This window comes from Salipiger sp. (genome assembly GCF_059781815.1).
Genome location: NZ_JBYNAH010000102.1, coordinates 1 through 16857 on the forward strand (window position 1 = coordinate 1; position 16857 = coordinate 16857).

Sequence of the window (16857 nt, forward strand, 5' to 3'; positions counted from 1 at the left end):
GGCATAGCTCAGGCAGGTCTCGCCGAAGACCAGCGCCGGGGCCGCGGGGCTGGCCGCCATCTGCGCCTCGATCAGCGCCGTCAGCGTGGTGCGCGGCACCTCCCGCGCGGTGGCGTTGCGGGTCTCGAGATGAGCGCGGGTCTCGGCTTTGGTCAGCGTCGGTACATCGCGCAGCCTTTTGGCAGCGAGGGCCGCCGTCAGGAAGGCCTCGAGCCGGGCGCAATGGGCCTCCGTCTCGGCCTCTGAATAGAGCGCCGTGTTGCCGTCGACCTGCGCCAGCAGCCCGGCCTCGGGATCGCCCCGGAAACACAGAGTCAGGTCGTCGACCGAGCCAGCCCCGAGGATCTTCAACCGGGTCTCGCAGCCCGCGATCTGCGGGCACGCCTCGAAGGGCAGGATATTGACCAGCGGCCCCCAGAGCCGCCGCCCGGCCCCGATCCGTCCCAGCTCGCGCTGCAGCGCCTCGCCGCGATAGCGCGCGTTGCGCCGCATCCCGGCCAGATCCGCGCCAACGGTTTCCAGCCACTCCACCGAAGCCGCGTCCTCATCGAGCCCCAGCTGCAGCGGCAGCACGTTGACCTGCGTCGAGACGCAGCGCGCGGTGCGGCCCATGCGGTTTTGTAGCGGGATGCCCAGCACCATGTCGCGGCTCTCGCCCGAGGCCACCGATGGCAGGTGCCGCCCCACATATGCGCCCGCCAGTGCGGTCAGCACATCGGTCCAGTGCAGACCCGTTCTGTCCGAGAGACGCGCCAGCGCCTGCCCCGCGGCCTCTGGCAGAGGCCGCTCGGCGCGGTGAAACCAGCGCCCGTCCCCACCCGCCGCGCCGCGGCTCACGCTCTCGACCTCCGGCAGATCCGCCAGCCGGGCGTGCCAGAACGCCCTCTGCCGCGCCCGCGCCGGGGCGCTGGTAAAGCGGGCCTCCTCCTCGAGCGCGCGGGCGTAGGGCGCCAGCCCCTCGCCGGCATCGCCCCTCGAAAGCTCGGCCCCGTAAAGCACCGCGAGCCGCTGGGTCACCTGCACCATCGCCTGCCCGTCCGCGGCGATGTGGTGGATACGCTCGGTCAGGATGTGGCGCGCGGGCCCGAGCCGCCAGAGGGTGAACCCCGCCACCGGCCCGCGCTCCAGATCCATCGGCGCTTGAGCCTCGGCGAGGATCTCGGCCTCGACCTCGTCCAGCCCCACACCCTCGCGCTCCCTGACGACAAGCCCCGGCGCGCAGGCTGTCGCGCAGCTGGCGGCGGCTGATCTTGCCGACGGCGGTGGTGGCAAACCCCGCGACGATGCGGATCTCGTCGGGGATCTTGAACGCGGCGACCTCGCGGCTCCGCATGTATTTGCGCAGCTCCGCGGGGCTCGGATCCGTGCCCTCGCGCGGCTGGATGAAGGCGCAGGCGCGCTCGCCGAGCCGTGCATCGGGGATCGAGACCACCACCGCGTCGAAGACCGACGGATGGCCGAGCAACAGGTCCTCGACCTCCTCGGCCGAGATCTTCTCGCCATTGCGGTTGATCTGGTCGTTGGCGCAGCCCTGCACCACCAGATGCCCCGAGGGCAGGCGCAGCACGATGTCGCCGGTGCGGTAGAAGCCGTCCTCGGTGAAGCTGCGGGCGTTGGCGCTGTCGTCGTCGTGATAGGCGCGGATCGTATAGCGCCCGTGGGTCAGCAGGTTGCCCGGGCTCCCTTCGGGAACGGGATGACCGGCATCGTCGAGGATCAGCAGCTCGTCATCGGGGCTGATCGGGCGGCCCTGGGTTTCGGTGACCAGCGCCTCGGGATCGTCGAGCGCGGTATAGTTGACCAGCCCCTCGGCCATGCCGAAGACCTGCTGCAGGCGGCAACCGAGCAGCGGCGCAACGCGCTTGGCGCTCTCGGGCAGGAACTTGGCGCCACCGACCTGCAACACCTTCAGCTCGGGATCTCGGGCCGGGCGCGCTCCGCCGCCTCCAGCCAGAGCAGCGCCAGCGGCGGCACCAGCCCGGTGATTGTCACGCCTTCCTCGCGGATCAGCGGGAAGGCGATCTGCGGCATGGCGGCGGGGCAGAGCACGACGCGCGCGCCGGCATAGAGCGCGCCGAAGCAGCCCGGCGAGGACATGGTGAAGTTGTGCGCCACCGGCAGCGCCGCCAAGTAGACGCTGTCGGCGTCGATGCCGCAGATCTCGTTGCTGCCGCGGATCGAGTAGAGGTAGTCGTCATGCGTGCGCGGGATCAGCTTCGGCAGGCCGGTGGAGCCGCCGGAGATCTGGCAGAAGGCCACCGATTGCGGATCGGGGTCGTCGGGCAGCGTGGCAGGATCGCCGGCCACCTCCGCCATCGCCAGCGCTCCCTCGGGCGCGTCGCCCGCGACGATGACATGCGCCAGCCCCGGCAGCGCGTCGTGCAGGCCCAGCACCATGCCGGCATGATCGAAACGCTCGATGCGGTCCTGCACCAGGATCGCCCGGGCCTCGGCCTTTCCCGCAAGGTGCAGAAGCTCCGTGCGGCGATGGGCGGGCAGCGCGTAGACCGGCACCAGCCCGGCGGCGAAGGCGCCGAACACCGCCTCAAAGAAAGCCGGCACGTTGCCCATCTGGATCAAGACCCGCTCGCCCGGCCGCAGCCCCAGTGCCAGAAGCCCCGCGCCGAAGCGCCGCGCGCGGTCATTGAGTTCGCCATAGCTCCAGCGGGTCTCGCCGCTGACGATGGCGATGCGGTCGGGATGGGCGGCGGCGCGCTCGCGCAGGAGGCGCGGGAAGGTCTCGCCGCGCCAGTAGCCCTTGGCGCGGTAGCGCGCGGCGAACTCGGCGGGCCAGATCTGGATCGGTTCGGACATGGGGGGTCTCGTCTTTCTGATCGGGGGCCGCCGGTCGGGCGCCCCCCGGAGGGATCACTTCGCGGCGATGCGGGTCAGGCTGCCTGTGCCTTGATCGACCACGAAGACGTGGCCCGCATTGTCGGTGGCGAGGTGGTTCGGCGTGGCGTTGCTCTCGAGATTGGCGAGCAGCGCGCCCTCGGCATCGAGCACCGCAATGGCATGACCGCCGCGCACCGCGACATAGACATGGCCGGTCTCCGCGTTGAGCGGGCTCGCGCCCACGTTGACCTGCCGCAGCACCTCGCCGCTGGCGCCGTCGAGCACGGTGACCGCGTCATTGCCCTGCGCCACGGTATAGACCCGGCTGCCATCGGGGCTGGCCGCAAGCCCGATGGTGCTGGTGGAGCCCGGCACCGGCCAGACCGCCACCTCCTCGCCCGAGGCGAGATCGATCACCGCGACCTCCTCGCTGCGCAGCGACGAGGCGAAGAGCTTGCCCGCCTCCGGGGCCAGCGACAGGCTCGCGGCGGTGAAGTCCTGCCCGCGACGCGACGAGCCGAGCGCGATCGGCGCCAGCTCTTCGACGGTCTCGGTGTCGAAGACATGCACGGTCGGCTCGAAGGTGGCGCTGACATAGACCTTGCCGTCGTGATAGACCGCGTCGCGCGGGTGGCTCACGGTGCCCGGCGCAAATTGCTTGATCAGGCTCATATCCTCGCTGGAATAGACCGCCACGGTGTTCTGCCGCGTGTTGGTCACCCAGACCTGCCCCGGCGCGACGCCGACGCCATAGACCGCGAAGAGCCCGCCATCGGAGCCATCCTCGCGCGCCGGTGCCGCCTCGGGAACCGCCCTGGCGAGGATCTCGAGCGTCTCGGGATCGAGCTTCAGAAGCTCCGACTCCTTGACCGGCGGGCGGCCCACGGCGCTGGTGACAAAGAGCGCATCCGCGCCAACGGCCACCTGATAGGGACGGGTCGCGACCTTGGCCACGGTCTGGTCATAGGCCTCGGCATTGACCACGCCCAGATCCTTCGAGACCTTGAGATCGAAGGTCGTGGCATAGGGCGCCTCGCCGTTCTGGCGCAGGGTCACCGGCTGGCCCGGGGCAAAGCCGCGCCTGCTGATCTGCGCCTCGCCGCCGGGAAGCACCGGCCCGCGGTCAGGGCCCGAGGCGCCGATGCGGCCGTCAAAGCTGCCAAGCGCCGAGAACGGCTCGGCCGCGGCCATCCCGGTCGAGGCGATCACCAGCGCCGAGAAAGCGACACCGCGCATGCAGAGACCGGAACGATAGATCTTTGTCATGTCATAGCCTTTTGCTTGCCGGACCCTCGGCCCGGTCGGATCGATGAAACCCCTGTCGGCTGCAGCAAGGCTGTGGCTACGCGGGCGGCACGGGGCGTGCCGCGCGGGGCCGGGGCGGCCCCTTTGCGGGATCCCGCGCCACAGCACGGCATCCCGGTACCGACAGACACGCGCACTCAGCGCGCCTCCGTCGCAGAAAACCCGTCTTCCACGACGTGCCGCGCCGAGGCGCGGAAGGTCTCGCCATGGCTGAGGTCCGGGAAGATCTCGAGCCGACCGGGCACGCCGGCCTCGCGCAGCTCTGCGTCCAGCGCCTCGAGCGCGCCCTCGGGCAGCGCCGCACGCATCTTCACCAGCTTCTGTGCATTGGGATTGTCGGGATTGCTGGCCCGCTCGCGTTCGAGCGCGCCCTTGTGCAGATCGAGCGAGCGCGCGGGCCAGTCTCCGGCCTCCAGTTGCGCAGAGATCCGGGTCAGGAAACTGCCGTAATTCCACCAGAGCGACGGGCTGGCGGCGACATGCCCGGCGAAGGGAGAGGCCGGGTTTCCGGCGCTCCAGAGCACGAAGAGACCGGCGTAGGAATGCCCCCAGATCCGGCTGCGCCCCATATCGACGGGCACGCGGGCTTCGATCTCCGGCAGGATCCCGGTCCGCAGCCGCTCGAGGAAATCCGCAGCGCCGCCGCCCGGGCGACCACGGGGATCCTCGACAGGGCCGCCATCTGCGGCGGGCGGCGTGTAATCGCGTGCCCGCGCGTCCCCGGCAAAGCGCTGCCGCGTGTCATAGCCCAGCGTCACGATCAGCGGCATCCGCGCGGCATAGAGCGTGGCGAGAAATTCGTCGCTCAGAAGCTCCATAACCGCCTGGCCGTCGAGCATGAAGAGCACCGGAAAGCCACCCTCGGGGGCCTCCCGCCTTGGGATCAGCAGGCCGATGCGGTCATCCGGCCCCTGCCCGTCCGACGCCCGTAGGGTGAAGCTCTGCACATCGACCACCTCCGAGCCGGTCTCGAGGATCGACGGCCCCAGCGGGTCGGGCGAGGGCTGCGCGGAGACGCTCAGCGGCCAGAGCATCGCGACGAGGGCGAAGAGCACTCTCATCGCGCCGCCTCGGCCTCCAGATCGACGAGCAGCGGCGCCTTGGCGCGCCAGCTCTCGTACCAGGCATCGACGGCGGGGCCGAACCACGCCCGGTCGGCCTCGATCACCGGGACGTCGGTCTCCTGCAGGCGCGCGAGGTTGATGGCGTCGATCTCGCCGTAAAGATCGACCATCTCGGCCACCCGCGCTTCGAAGATCTCCGAGACCGTGGCGCGGTCCGCCTCCGACAGCGCCTGCCACTTGCTGCCCGAGGCGACGGCGGCCATCGGGAAGATCATGTGGCGCGAGTCGATGATCGTGCCGGCGTGTTTCCAGTAGCCGGAATTCCACGTCCCCTCGTGGTCGATCTGCATGCCGTCGACCTGCCCGTTGGCGAAGGCATCGTAGAGCGCCGGCAGCGGCATCGGGGTGGGCGCCGCGCCGAGCCCGGTCCAGAACTCCATCTCGGGGGCCAGCGGCACGGTGCGGATGCGCTGACCCGCAAGATCCTCGACCGTTTCGACCGGCCCCGAGGTCACGATCTGGCGCAGCCCCGCCATGCCCCAGGCGAGCCCGTGCAGGCCGAAAGTCTCCATCCGGTCCAGTAGCGTCCCGGCCACCTCGCCACGCAGCAGGCGGGCGGCGTCCTGCGCGTCATCGGCGATGAACGGGGCGTAGAACACGCCGTAATCGGCATCGCGGTTGGCGAACTCGGCGGCGGTCAGCAGGGCGAAGTCGATGGCGCCGGTCTGCAGCTGCTGCAGCATCCGCGCCTCGTTGCCGAGCTGGCCCGAGGGCATCACGAGGATCTCGACCCGGCCGTCGGTGGCCTCGGTGATGTCCGCGGCGATCGTTTGCGCGGTCTTGGTCCACTGGTGCGGCGGCGGCGTGATCAGGCCGAGACGGTATTGCTCAGCGGTGGCGGGCAGCGTGCCCAGCAGGCCAAGCGCGAGGCCGAGAATGGCGGGTTTCAGTCGCATGTACGAGGTCCTCCGAGAGATCATTGCAAAAGGCGCATGGTCCCGAGCGCGAGGCCCGGCCAGAGCACCAGGGCGGCAAGCACGAGCGCCACGCCGCAGAGATAAGGCAGCACCAGCACCGCAAGCCGTCCGGCGGAAACGCCGGTCTGCATGGCGGCGGTGAAGAGGCCGACGCCCACCGGCGGCGTCATCAGCCCCATGGTCAGGTTAATGCAGGCGATCAGGCCGAAATGGATCGGATCGATGCCATAGACATCGCTGGCCACCGGCAGCAGCACCGGCACCACGAGGATCAGCGCCGGCAGCGGATCGGTGACCGTGCCCATGCCGAGCAGCAGCAGGTTCACCAGCAGCAAAAAGACCAGCGGATCGTCCGACAGCGCCGCCAGCCAGTTCGCCACCGTGGCGGGCAGGTTCTCCCACGCGGCGACCCAGGCGTAGAGGCTGGCGGCGGCGATCAGGAAGAGGATGGTGCCGGTGGTGCGCGCGGTCGCCATCAGCGCGGCCCAAAGCTGGACGGGGCGCAGTTCGCGATAGACCAGCCCGCCCACCAGCAGCACCGCGAGCACCGCCACCACCCCGGCCTCGGCGGGCGTCGCAAGCCCCGACAGGATGGCGCCGATCATCGCCAGCGGGATCGCCAGCGCCGGCAGCGCGGCGGTGATCACCCGTGCGGGCGCCTCCGTCAACGGGGCGGCGGCGGGGAAACGGCCGCCGCGCCCGAGGAAGGCCGTAAGGCCCACGAAGGCCAGCAGCATCGCCAGCCCCGGCGCGATGCCGGCGAGGAACAGGTCTCCGATCGGCACCTGCGCGATCACCCCGTAGACGATGAGCAGCATCGAGGGCGGCAGCACCGGCGCCAGCAGTCCGCCTGCGGCGGTCAGCGCCGCGGCCTTCTCGCGCGGATAGCCGGCGCGGGCCATCTCGGGCACCGCGAGCCGCGACATCAGGGTGATCTGCGCCACCGTCGAGCCCAGAACCGCCGCCATCAGCGCGTTCGACAGCAGCGTCGTCTGGGCCAGCCCGCCACGCAGCCGCCCGGCGCAGAGGCCCGCGAGCGCGAAGAGCCGCCGCCCGGCGCCGCTGGCATTCATCAGCTCGCCCAGCAGCACGAAGATCGGCAGCGCCAGCAGCCCGTAGCTCTCCATGCCTTGGAACAGCTGCTGCGGCAGGCTCAGCAGAAGCACCGCGTTGCCGCCGAGCACGATCTGCAGCACCGCGCCCGCGATCATCGCGAAGGCGACCGGCAGGCCGAGCGCCAGCAGCAGGGCAAAGGCGGCGAGGCTCAGCACGGCGCGCTCCGGGGTGCGCCGGCAAGGCGCGCCGCCATGTGAACCAGCGCGCCCAGCGTTGCGGGCAGCATGGGCAGCCAGAACCAGATCTTGGCGACGCCCAGCGTCATGGTGGGCTCGGTATAGGTGAAGTTGCCGCTCTGCCGCGCCAGCGCCATGCCCGAGCCCGCGCGCCAGAGCCCGACCGGGTCGAGCCAGATCCACAGGCAGACAAGAAAGCCCAGCAGCAGCGCGAAGAGCAGCGCATCGACCAGCCAGGCGGCAGAGGCGGGCAGCCGGCGCGCCAGCAGGTCCACCGCCACATGTGCCCCGCTCGAAAGGTTGCTTGAGGCGGCGAAGAACGCCGCCGCCACCATCAGCAGCACCGCAAGCTCGTCGCTCCAGATCAGCGGCCTCCCGGCGCTGCGCATCACCGCGCCCGCGCCCATGCAGAGCAGCATCGCCAGAAGAAGCAGCGCCGCGAGGCGCAGTTCGAGGGCCGCAAGGCGCGCATCGAGATCCTGCAGGCGTGACAGCCCGCGCCGTTCGGTCAGACCCGGCAAAGGAGAAATGCGCGACACGGAAGCGTCCCTTCAGAATTCATCGTTCGCGACCACCGCCCGGAGGCCGGGCGGTGGGGTCTTGTCAGGGGCCTCAGAAGGTCTTGGTCAGGCCGAAGTAATAGGCGCGGCCCGGTTCGTTGTAGGTCTCGGCGCCTTCGCCCGACCGCAGGATCGACGTGTCGAAGACGTTGGTCACGCCCGCCTTCAGGTCGAAACCGTTGTCGAACTGGTAGGTCATGCCGAGGTTGACCAGCGTGTAGGGATCGCGATCCTCGGTCTCGTCGGTGGCATACCCGGTGTAACCCGAGTACTCCGCCGCTACGATCCGGCCGTAGTGGGTCAGCGAGGGGATGATCGTGAGCCTGTCGTTCACCCGGTAATCGACCGAGGCGTTGATGGTGTACTTGGGCACCAGAGACAGCGGCACCTCGACCTCGGTGGAGCCGTAGGTCTCGCCATCCGTGGTCGTGCCACCGTCGATCTTCACCTTCTGCTTCGAGGTGATCATGTAGGTGCCGTTGACCGCGAAGCGGAGCTGGTCGCTGTACTGCCAGGCAAAGCTGCCCTCAAGGCCCGAGACCTCGGATTCCGGTACGTTCTCCCACTGGTAGAGGCGGCGCTGGGTGCCGTCGACCGTGGTGGTGCCAATCTGGGTGGTGCCCGACTGGATCTTGTCGCGGTAATCGTTGTGGAAATAGGTCAGCGTGGCGTTGATGCCCTGCAGGCCCGTGTACTGGATGCCGATTTCCTTGTTGATCGAGGTCTCGGGGTCGAGATCGTCATTGCCCAGAACGTAGCACGGCCCATCGCGGTAATAGGGATAGGGACAGCCGTTGCCGTTGGTGGAATAGACGTAGCCGTCGGACAGCTGGTAGACGCTCGGCGACTTGTAGGCCTTCGCGATGCCGCCCTTCACGGTCCATTCCGAGTTCAGGTCGTAAGAGGCGTTGATCCCGCCCGAGAACGTGCCGCCAAAGGTGTCGGCGTGATCATAGCGCAGCGACGGCGTCAGGGTCAGACGGTCGTTCCAGAGGATGTTCTCCTCGAGATAGATGCCCAGCGTGTTCTGCTCGGTGAAGCCGCCGGCCGTCGTGGTGTCGATGCTGCCGTCATCGGTGGTGATCGACGAGAACGAGCTGTAGCCGGTCAGGTCGAGCTTCTCCCAGCGGTACTCGGCGCCGAGGGTCATCTCGGAGGGCCGGTTCGCGAGGGTGTGGCCGATATAGGCCTCGGACTTCATGACCACGGATTCAAGGATCGCGGTGTCCCAGTCGTCGGTGCTGTTGATCGCCCCCTCGACACCACCGGCAGGGTTCTCCGACAGGCGGGTGTTGTCGGTCCGCTCGTACTGGATGAAGCTGTTGGTCTCGCCCCAGCCATACGAGCCCAGATGGGTCAGCGCGAAGGTGCCGCGCTTGATCACGTTGGTCTCTTCGCCGTCCTCGGCAAGCGAAACCACATCCTCATTGGCGCTGCGGCTGTTGCCGAGCAGCGTGTCGCCGGCATAGATATTGCCCTGCCGCGAATAGCCAAGCTCGACATTGAACTGGTTCATGTCGCTCGGGGTCCAGTCGAGACGCAGCGTGACGTCCTTGTTGGTGACCCCCTCCGAGCCCGCCTGCGTGTAGGAGCAGGATTCCTCGCCCGTCTCCGCGTCGGTCTCGCAGCTCACCGCGCTTTCGTTGATGTCGGGATCGTCGGGCTCGGTCTTGTTGTAGTTGGCCGAGAAGCGCAGCGCGAAATCGCTGTTGAGCCGCTTGGCCCAAAGCAGGTTGTAGCGCTGGGTCATGCCCTCGTCGCTGCTTTCCGGAACGTCGAAGCTGGTGCCGAGCTGGAGCAGGTCGTCTTCCGGCGCCTTGGTGATGATGTTGACCACACCGCCCGCAGCACCCGAGCCGTAGCGCGCCGCCGCCGGGCCGCGGATGACCTCGATGCGCTCGACCATCTCGGCGGGCACCCAGTTGGTGTCGCCGCGGGTGTCGCGCTCGCCCGAGCGGCCCTGCTTGACCGAGGTGCGCGACAGCACCGGCTTGCCGTCGATCAGGATCAGCACGTTCTCGGGGCCCATGCCGCGAATGTCGACCTGGCGCTGGTTGCCGCGCTGGCCCGAGGGCGAGGTGCCGGAAAGGTTCACGCCGGGCATCTTGCGGATGATCTCGGCCACGTCGTTGACGACGGGCTGCTTCTGAAGATCCTCCTCGGTGATCGTCGAGACGCCGAGCGCCTGCTTGATCTGCTCCTCGGCGGTCAGGACGATGGTCCCGAGATCGTAGGCGCCGGCGTCTTCGTCGGTGAGAGTCTGCGCGGCAAGCGGCGAAACCGCGGCCATCGACAACAGAATAAGGGCCGACCCCGAGGCCAGCCGAGCGCGAGCGGATGCCATGCACTGTCCTTTCGTTTCTTGGATTGGTGCTGGCGGCGGCTAGCGTCTGGCGCCCTATGAACATCGTCGACATGGCCGGCGCAACGGGTGGAGACATAGTCGACAAAAATTGTAGGAATTGTTGTAATTTTAAAACGATTTCAGTTGCTTAACTCCCACTGCACATGGCGAATGATCCGTCCGGGAAGACCGGACAGAGAGTGCGGGCGATCAGGTTCCGGACGCCGCACAACCCCTGCGACTGAGGGGCGGATGCGACTGCGGATGGTATGTCTGCAAGGTATGTCACCGGCTGCGCCTCTGACGGATTGGGCCAGGGCGGGGCGAGGTGCGGCTTCGGGGGCGGGTTGCGATGACCCCGGTGGCTGCCTCTCAACTGCGCCCGTTCTGCGCGAGATTCAAGGCGATTTTTCTTTTTCATTCGAGGCCCCGAAACTTCAGGCTGGATTCAGATTCACCTGCGATCTTGTGCGGCCGCGGTGCCGCCTGCGCTCTCTTCCCCCCGCTGTCCGCGAGCTGGGTCACCGGCGAGGCGCTGACGGTCAGCGGCACATCCTTTCGGGCCGAGCCGCCGCGCAGCCGACAACGATCATTGTCGGTAATGCCGGGCCGGGCGGTCGAAATAGCGCCAGATCGGATGTCGCAGGGCGCGACGCCTGCCTTCAGCGGTCGAGGGCGTCGCGCAGGCGATAGTAATGCACACCGAGCGCTCCGTAGAGCACGTGCAGCCGGTGCAGCGGCAGCGCCGGAATCGACGGGCTCGGCGGGATCGGAAGGGGCGCATCCTGCGCGAGATGGGCGGCGATGGCCTTGCCGATGCTCACGGCAAGCGCGACCCCGCGCCCGTTGAAGCCGGTCGCCGCCAGAAGCCCCGGTGCGGGCGCACAGAGCCGGATGCGGTGATCCGGTGTGATACCGACCCGCCCGAACCAGCGATGCTCGACCTCGAAGCCGGTGCCGAAGAGGGCCTCGAGTTCGGCGACGATGCCACCGAACGCCTCCTGCCGCCGTGGATCGGCGAAGCTCCCGCGCCCCCCGATCATCAGCCGGTTGCCGGGACCGATGCGGAAATAGGTCCCCACCCGGCGGATCTCGGAGACCGCGACACCCTTCGGCAGGATACGCGCGAGCTGATCTGCCGTCAGTGGCGAGGTTGCGATCTGGAAGCTGTTGGCCGGGACCGTGGCGCGCGCCAGTCTCGGCTCGAGTGTCGCAGGGGTGTAGACGTTGCTGGCGAGCAGGACGCGCTCCGCCGTGATCATGGCCCCTCCGGCGGTCTTGGCCTGCCAGCCGGCGCTGCCGCGCGTCAGCGCGTGGACCGGGGAATGGGCGTAAACCCGAGCGCCGGCGGCCTGCCCGGCGACCGCAAGACCCTGCGCGAGCTTCAGCGGGTGCAGCTTGCCGGCGCGGGGATCGCGCCAGCCGCAGCGGAAGGCGCGCGTGCCCGTCGCCGCCTCCATCTCGGCGGCATCGAGCCACTCGGCCGCCACCCCGCGCGCCTGCCACTGCGCCATGCGCGATTGCAGCCCGGCGCGGTGGACCTCCTTGTTGCCGACCTGAATCCAGCCGCCGCGCACCGCGTCGCAGTCGATCCCCAGCCGGTCGACCAGCGCAAAGAGCGTGTCCGCGGTGGCTCCGGCAAAGGCGGTTGCCTGCGGGCCCCAAAGCCGGTCCAGCGTGTCGGGATCGTCCTTGAGACCGGGGATCACCTGCCCGCCATTGCGCCCCGAGGCGCCGAAGCCCGGCGTTTCCGCCTCGAGAAGCACAACCTGCGCCCCCGCCTCGGCAAGGTGCAGCGCCACCGACAGCCCTTGAAATCCGCCCCCGACAACCAGAACGTCGGTGCGCAGGCTCTCTTCGAGGCGCGGCAGCGCAGGTCCGGCAGGGGCCGTGGCGGCCCAGAGGGATTGAAAGCCCATCGCGTGCTCCGTGCTGGCGGGGGGGACCGCGCCGCGCGATCCCCGGCTTGAGCGCAGTTGGAACACGGCCACACGCCGGCGCGCAAGGCCGCGCTGTGCGGCGCGACATGGAAATGGAACAAGTGCCGCAGGAGGCATCACACGCTTGCGCAGCAGCGCCCGGAAGGCGTAAACTGAACACTATAAGGTTTCAGTGATGGACGTGTCCGATGCGGGGCTCACACACAACCTTCTGGCGCATCGCGCTTGCCTGCGCGCTGGCCGCCATGCTTGGCCTTGGCGGGATCGCCTACTGGACCCGCCAGCAGGGCAAGGAGGTCTTTCGCCTCAACAGAGAGCTGATCGCAGACGGCTATTACATGGCCGGTTTCGAGTTCAAGCTGCTGGGCATCGTCTATTATCTCGACAAGGGGCGCTACCTGACGGCGCTTGCAACCTTGTCGGATTTCCACGACCGGCTCGAACGCCGCGAGGGTCTGAAGAAGATCCCCGCCACGAGCAGCCCGGCCGAGGAGGCGCGCTTCTTCCGGTCCCTGCAGGACCCGGAGAGCGGTGCCTTCATGGACCCGGCCTTCCCGGCCTGCAGCTACAACGAGCCGACCGAGAATGTCGTGGCGCATCTCGCGGCGCTTTCGCGCGAGAGCGGGGCGCCGCTGACGCTCGACCATCCGCTGCGCTATCTCGACGACATTGCCGAGCCCGAGGCGCTGCGCGCCTTTCTCGACGATGTCTCGACCATCGGCTGGCTCGGCAACCGCTTTCCCGAGACCACCTATGTCTTCGCCCGCAGCCTCGCGAGCGTGCTCAACGGCGAAAGCGCCATTCGCGAGAACCGCCTCTACGATTTCTCGCCGGCCTATCTGGAGGCGCTGAAAGACTGGTTCTACCAGTCGCAGGATCCCGAGACCGGCTATTGGGGACCGAGATCGCGGCGCAGCGGGACGCTCGCACGGATCGACCTCAACAACACCGCCTCTGTGATCAAGGTCTTCGTCGACAGGGACGGGCGTGACCGCTTCCCGGACCACCCGCTGCGCTACCGTGACCGGATGGTGGCGACGACGCTGACGCTCATCGACCGGCCCCTGCCGGACGGGCCCGACCTTGATGCGTGGCACGACTGGAACATCGCCACAACCAAGGGCATCCGGATGCTGCTGCGCTATCTCTGGCAGGGGGCAACCCCCGAGCAGCGCGCCGAGGCCAAGGACATCCTGACCGAGCATGTTCGTACCAAGTTCGCCCGTTTTCACGCGCCGCAGAGCGGCGGGTTCAGCCTCTACCCCGACACCGGCACCGCGTCTCTGGACGGCACCGCGACGATGATCCTCGCCAATATCGGAGCGTTCTCAGCCGAGCGCCGGGCGGCGCTCTGGGGGGCGGAGGACGAGACCGCGGTGGATCTCGGACGGATCGACACCGGGCGCGTCAGCCCCGAAGACCTCGCGGTGATTGCCGCGCGGCCGGAGGTCAATTCGCTGCGCATCTACACCGCGCCGCCCGAGGGCGACGGGCTGCTCTCTGCGCCGGCGTGGGTGATCTATCCCCGCCCGAGCCCGGTCATGGATGCCGCCGAGCTGGTGCCGAGGGTGCTCAAGTGGCTGCAGAGCGAGGCGCCGTCGCTCGGAAACTGGACCTCGCGGGCCCAGCTCCTCGAGGATTACGCGGCGCTGCCGGCGGGCGATCCCGCCCGCCTGCCGATACAGGACGCCGCGGCCCGGCTGAGCGCGGCGCTGCAAAGCAGCGGACCGGTCACGGTGATCGGTTTCGACGCGTTGCAGATCCCGGTCTACCGGCTCGTGATCGCGCCGGCCGCGCCGGGCTAAGGCCCCTGCCCCGCCCTTTTCAGGAATAGGCACCGGCGGAATAGGTCAGCTCGTAGCTGTGGCTGTAGAGCTCGAAGATGTTGCCGAACGGATCCTCGACATAGACCATGCGATAGGGCTTTTCGCCCGGGAAATACTCCCGCACCGGCATCCGCTGCTTGCCGCCGGCAGCGACGATCTTCTCCAGCAGGCCTTCGAGGTCGGGATCCTGGATCGCGAAGTGGAAGGTGCCGTGACGGCGGAAGGCAAAGTTGTCCTCCGGCGCGTGATTGTCGGCGAACTCGAACAGCTCGACTCCGATGCCGTCGCCGGTGGAGAGATGCGCGATGCGCAGGCTCTTCCAGCCCGGGCCGAACACGTCGGTGCACATCACGCCGATGGCGCTGTCGTCCTCGACGACCTCGCTTGGCTGCATCAGGACGTAAAAGCCCATCACCTGGGAATAGAAGGCCACGGCGGCGTCGAGGTCCGGAACCGAGAGGCCGATATGCGAGAAGGTGCGTGGGGTCGGTGTCATGTCGCTCTCCTGTGTCTACGCGTTGCAGCACAGGTAGACATCGAGGCGCAGCATGTGAAATTATCATATGTCATATCTTCACAAACATAATGTTATCAAAAATGCTCAACGCCACCTGGATCGAGACCTTCACCGTCCTCGCCGAGGAGGGCCATTTCACCCGCGCGGCGCAGCGGCTGAACATGACCCAGCCCGGGGTCTCGCAGCACCTCCGCAAGCTCGAGGTGCAGCTCGGCGAGGCGCTGATCGCACAGGAGGGCAAGAGCTTTGCCCTGACCGCCGCGGGCGAGGCCGTGCGCGCGCTCGGCCTCAGGCGACGTGCCGAGGAGCAGGCGCTGCGCGAGGCAATCGCGGTTGACGATCCCGAGGTCGGAGAGGTGCGGGTGGCCTGCTCGGGCAGTTTCGCGCTGCTGTTCTATCCCCGCGCCATCGCCCTGATGCGCGACTCGCCACGGCTCGCGATCCACGTGGAGGCGGCTCCGCAGGCGCGCATTCTCGAGGGCATGCTCGCCGGGCGTTTCGACCTTGGCGTGGTTGCGGAAGAGCCCGGCCATCCCCGCCTCGAGGCCGCGCAGATCGGTCAGGAGGAGCTTTGCCTGATCGTCCCCGTGGGGACGGAGAGTCCGCCGCGCCTCGAGACGCTCGAGGCGTTGGGGCTCGTCGCGCATCCCGACGGTTACGCCTATGCTGACGACCTGTTTTCACTGAACTTTCCAGACAGCTTCACCGGGGCCGACCGGCTGCGCATCCGCAGCTATGTCAACCAGATCGGGCAGATCCCGGCACCGGTGGCCGCGGGTGTGGGCTACACGCTGCTGCCGCGGAGCGGCGTCGAGGCCTTTGCCGATGCAGCGCGGCTGCAAATCGCCGAGCTGCCGCATCGCCGCCATCACGCGCTCTGGGCGATCTCGCGCCGGGGCCGCCCGTCCAGCGCCCGGCTCGAGCGGGTGAAGGCGATGATGCGCGAGCTTGCAGCCCGGCTCGGCTGAGAGGCCCGCCTCAGTCCCAGAGCGTTCCGGTCATCGCCCGCTCGAAACCGTGGCGGTAGAGCGCGTGCATGTAGTCCGAGGCAAAGCGGCTCGACGCATCCCAGGTCGCGCCGATCTCGGGGGCGACCGAGGCGCTGTGCAGGCTGAGCCCGTTGCTGCGGGCCAGAAGCCGCGTCGTGCTCAGCCCCGCGCCGGCGCTGGCGCGCACCATCGCGGTCAGCGCCTGTTGGGAGACCCCAATCGCCGACCGGCTGGCAACCTGCGGCTCGGGGTCGAGCGTGTTGTTGACGATGACATAAAGCTGGCCGTCTTTCGCGAAGGGACGGTCGGAATGATAGGCGGCGTCGGGGATCGCGAGGAACTGCATCGCCACGCCACCATCCACATGGGTTTCGCTGTAGCGCTGCCCCTCGTGATCGAAGACGATATCCACCGGCGGGAACAGCCCGGGGATCGCCGAGGAGGCCCGCAATACGCCTCGGAACAGTTCTGTCTGACCATCGCTCGCGATGGCTCCCATGTCCCAGACCGAGGCCTGCGCCGTGTCGAGCCCGGTGGTGACGACAAAAAGCCGGGCCCCGCGCGCATTGCGGCGGGCCACGGCCTGCAGCAAAGCTGGCGGCGTGTAGCGCGCGATCGTCCGTGCCAGCGGGGCGGTGTCATAAAGTGCGTCGGAATAGACGATGCTGACCGTGCGAACCTGCATCATGTCGTCGGCGTCGTGATCGAGAAAGATCTCACGCAGCTCTGCATCGTGATCCGGCCCGAGGAAGGCGAAGGAGGCCATCAGCGCCCCGGTGGACACACCGGTGACGATGTCAAAGAGCGGCCGTGCACCGCGCGCGCTCCAGCCCGACAGCGCCCCGGCCCCAAAGGCACCGTCTTCACCGCCGCCCGACAGCGCGAGGATGCGGGGCCGGTTCTTCAGCGTGGCGGCGGGAATGTGCCGGTCCCAGTCCGACAGCCCGGCCTTGGCCGAAAGTCGGTACCGCGCGAGCGGATCCGGGCCCTGCGGGCGCAGCGGCTGCGTCGCCTGCCCATAGGGGCCGGCACAGCCCGCGAGCGCCGTGGCCCCGGCCGACAGGAGGAACCCGCGCCGGCTGAGCGCGTGGCGGGTCGAGAGCAGTTTGGTCATGTCCGGGACGTCCAGAAGGGGAAGGGCGCGGTCGGATGGCGCAGGGGACTGCGCCGTCGCCCACCGGGATGCTCAGCCGCGCGGCGCGGGGCCG

At 68.6% G+C, this 16857-nt stretch carries 13 protein-coding genes and 1 pseudogene; 2 read left to right on the plus strand and 12 right to left on the minus strand.

All coding sequences use genetic code 11. The features are described from left to right. The 10 genes and pseudogenes from AC6RA4_RS13245 to AC6RA4_RS13290 form a co-directional block, all read right to left on the minus strand. A partial coding sequence (locus AC6RA4_RS13245; protein ID WP_500161020.1) for a condensation domain-containing protein occupies positions 1 to 1185 on the minus strand: 1185 nt, incomplete at its 3' end. Positions 1186 to 1309: 124 nt separating this feature from the next. Beyond that, positions 1310 to 1906: pseudogene (locus AC6RA4_RS13250) on the minus strand (AMP-binding protein); the annotation flags it as partial. Between the two features lie 2 nt (positions 1907 to 1908). Beyond that, entirely contained in the window at positions 1909 to 2814 is a 906-nt protein-coding gene (locus AC6RA4_RS13255) for an AMP-binding protein (RefSeq protein WP_500161022.1), read from the minus strand. A 54-nt stretch (positions 2815 to 2868) separates the two neighbouring features. Further along, positions 2869 to 4101, minus strand: coding sequence for a YncE family protein (locus tag AC6RA4_RS13260; RefSeq protein ID WP_500161024.1), 1233 nt, complete (start codon positions 4099 to 4101; stop codon positions 2869 to 2871). Positions 4102 to 4277: 176 nt separating this feature from the next. Further along, entirely contained in the window at positions 4278 to 5201 is a 924-nt protein-coding gene (locus tag AC6RA4_RS13265; protein ID WP_500161025.1) for an alpha/beta hydrolase, read from the minus strand. Then, positions 5198 to 6160, minus strand: coding sequence for a TRAP transporter substrate-binding protein (locus tag AC6RA4_RS13270; RefSeq protein ID WP_500161027.1), 963 nt, complete (start codon positions 6158 to 6160; stop codon positions 5198 to 5200). Before AC6RA4_RS13270 ends, AC6RA4_RS13265 begins: the two co-directional genes overlap by 4 nt. A 20-nt stretch (positions 6161 to 6180) precedes the next feature. Beyond that, positions 6181 to 7452, minus strand: coding sequence for a TRAP transporter large permease (locus AC6RA4_RS13275; protein ID WP_500161029.1), 1272 nt, complete (start codon positions 7450 to 7452; stop codon positions 6181 to 6183). Next, positions 7446 to 8012, minus strand: coding sequence for a TRAP transporter small permease subunit (locus tag AC6RA4_RS13280; protein WP_500161031.1), 567 nt, complete (start codon positions 8010 to 8012; stop codon positions 7446 to 7448). The genes AC6RA4_RS13275 and AC6RA4_RS13280 overlap by 7 nt, the downstream gene beginning before the upstream one ends. A gap of 73 nt (positions 8013 to 8085) precedes the next feature. After that, positions 8086 to 10377: a FepA family TonB-dependent siderophore receptor gene (locus tag AC6RA4_RS13285; protein WP_500161033.1), complete on the minus strand. Its 2292-nt coding sequence runs from the start codon at positions 10375 to 10377 to the stop codon at positions 8086 to 8088. A 662-nt stretch (positions 10378 to 11039) separates the two neighbouring features. Next, positions 11040 to 12296, minus strand: coding sequence for an NAD(P)/FAD-dependent oxidoreductase (locus AC6RA4_RS13290; protein ID WP_500161035.1), 1257 nt, complete (start codon positions 12294 to 12296; stop codon positions 11040 to 11042). A 209-nt stretch (positions 12297 to 12505) separates the two neighbouring features. On the opposite strand from AC6RA4_RS13290, the gene AC6RA4_RS13295 reads away from it, so the two are divergent. Next, a complete protein-coding gene (locus AC6RA4_RS13295) occupies positions 12506 to 14122 on the plus strand; it encodes a hypothetical protein (protein ID WP_500161037.1) in 1617 nt (538 codons plus the stop codon). A 19-nt stretch (positions 14123 to 14141) separates the two neighbouring features. Here AC6RA4_RS13295 and AC6RA4_RS13300 read toward each other — a convergent pair whose 3' ends face one another. After that, positions 14142 to 14639: a lactoylglutathione lyase family protein gene (locus tag AC6RA4_RS13300; protein ID WP_500161039.1), complete on the minus strand. Its 498-nt coding sequence runs from the start codon at positions 14637 to 14639 to the stop codon at positions 14142 to 14144. A 101-nt stretch (positions 14640 to 14740) separates the two neighbouring features. Between AC6RA4_RS13300 and AC6RA4_RS13305 the strand changes: the two genes are divergently transcribed. After that, a complete protein-coding gene (locus tag AC6RA4_RS13305; protein ID WP_500161041.1) occupies positions 14741 to 15628 on the plus strand; it encodes a LysR family transcriptional regulator in 888 nt (295 codons plus the stop codon). 10 nt (positions 15629 to 15638) lie between these two features. Here the strand turns inward: AC6RA4_RS13305 and AC6RA4_RS13310 are convergent, their stop codons facing one another. Continuing rightward, positions 15639 to 16763, minus strand: a complete 1125-nt coding sequence (locus AC6RA4_RS13310) for a patatin-like phospholipase family protein (protein WP_500161043.1) — start codon at positions 16761 to 16763, stop codon at positions 15639 to 15641. Positions 16764 to 16857: the final 94 nt, after the last annotated feature.

Bases quoted from the DNA above. Each gene is read 5' to 3' on its own strand.
- AC6RA4_RS13255 (WP_500161022.1), bottom strand. From the start codon at position 2,814: ATGTCCGAACCGATCCAGATCTGGCCCGCCGAGTTCGCCGCGCGCTAC.
- AC6RA4_RS13260 (WP_500161024.1), bottom strand. From the start codon at position 4,101: ATGACAAAGATCTATCGTTCCGGTCTCTGCATGCGCGGTGTCGCTTTC.
- AC6RA4_RS13265 (WP_500161025.1), bottom strand. From the start codon at position 5,201: ATGAGAGTGCTCTTCGCCCTCGTCGCGATGCTCTGGCCGCTGAGCGTC.
- AC6RA4_RS13270 (WP_500161027.1), bottom strand. From the start codon at position 6,160: ATGCGACTGAAACCCGCCATTCTCGGCCTCGCGCTTGGCCTGCTGGGC.
- AC6RA4_RS13285 (WP_500161033.1), bottom strand. From the start codon at position 10,377: ATGGCATCCGCTCGCGCTCGGCTGGCCTCGGGGTCGGCCCTTATTCTG.
- AC6RA4_RS13290 (WP_500161035.1), bottom strand. From the start codon at position 12,296: ATGGGCTTTCAATCCCTCTGGGCCGCCACGGCCCCTGCCGGACCTGCG.
- AC6RA4_RS13295 (WP_500161037.1), top strand. From the start codon at position 12,506: ATGCGGGGCTCACACACAACCTTCTGGCGCATCGCGCTTGCCTGCGCG.
- AC6RA4_RS13300 (WP_500161039.1), bottom strand. From the start codon at position 14,639: ATGACACCGACCCCACGCACCTTCTCGCATATCGGCCTCTCGGTTCCG.
- AC6RA4_RS13305 (WP_500161041.1), top strand. From the start codon at position 14,741: ATGCTCAACGCCACCTGGATCGAGACCTTCACCGTCCTCGCCGAGGAG.
- AC6RA4_RS13310 (WP_500161043.1), bottom strand. From the start codon at position 16,763: ATGACCAAACTGCTCTCGACCCGCCACGCGCTCAGCCGGCGCGGGTTC.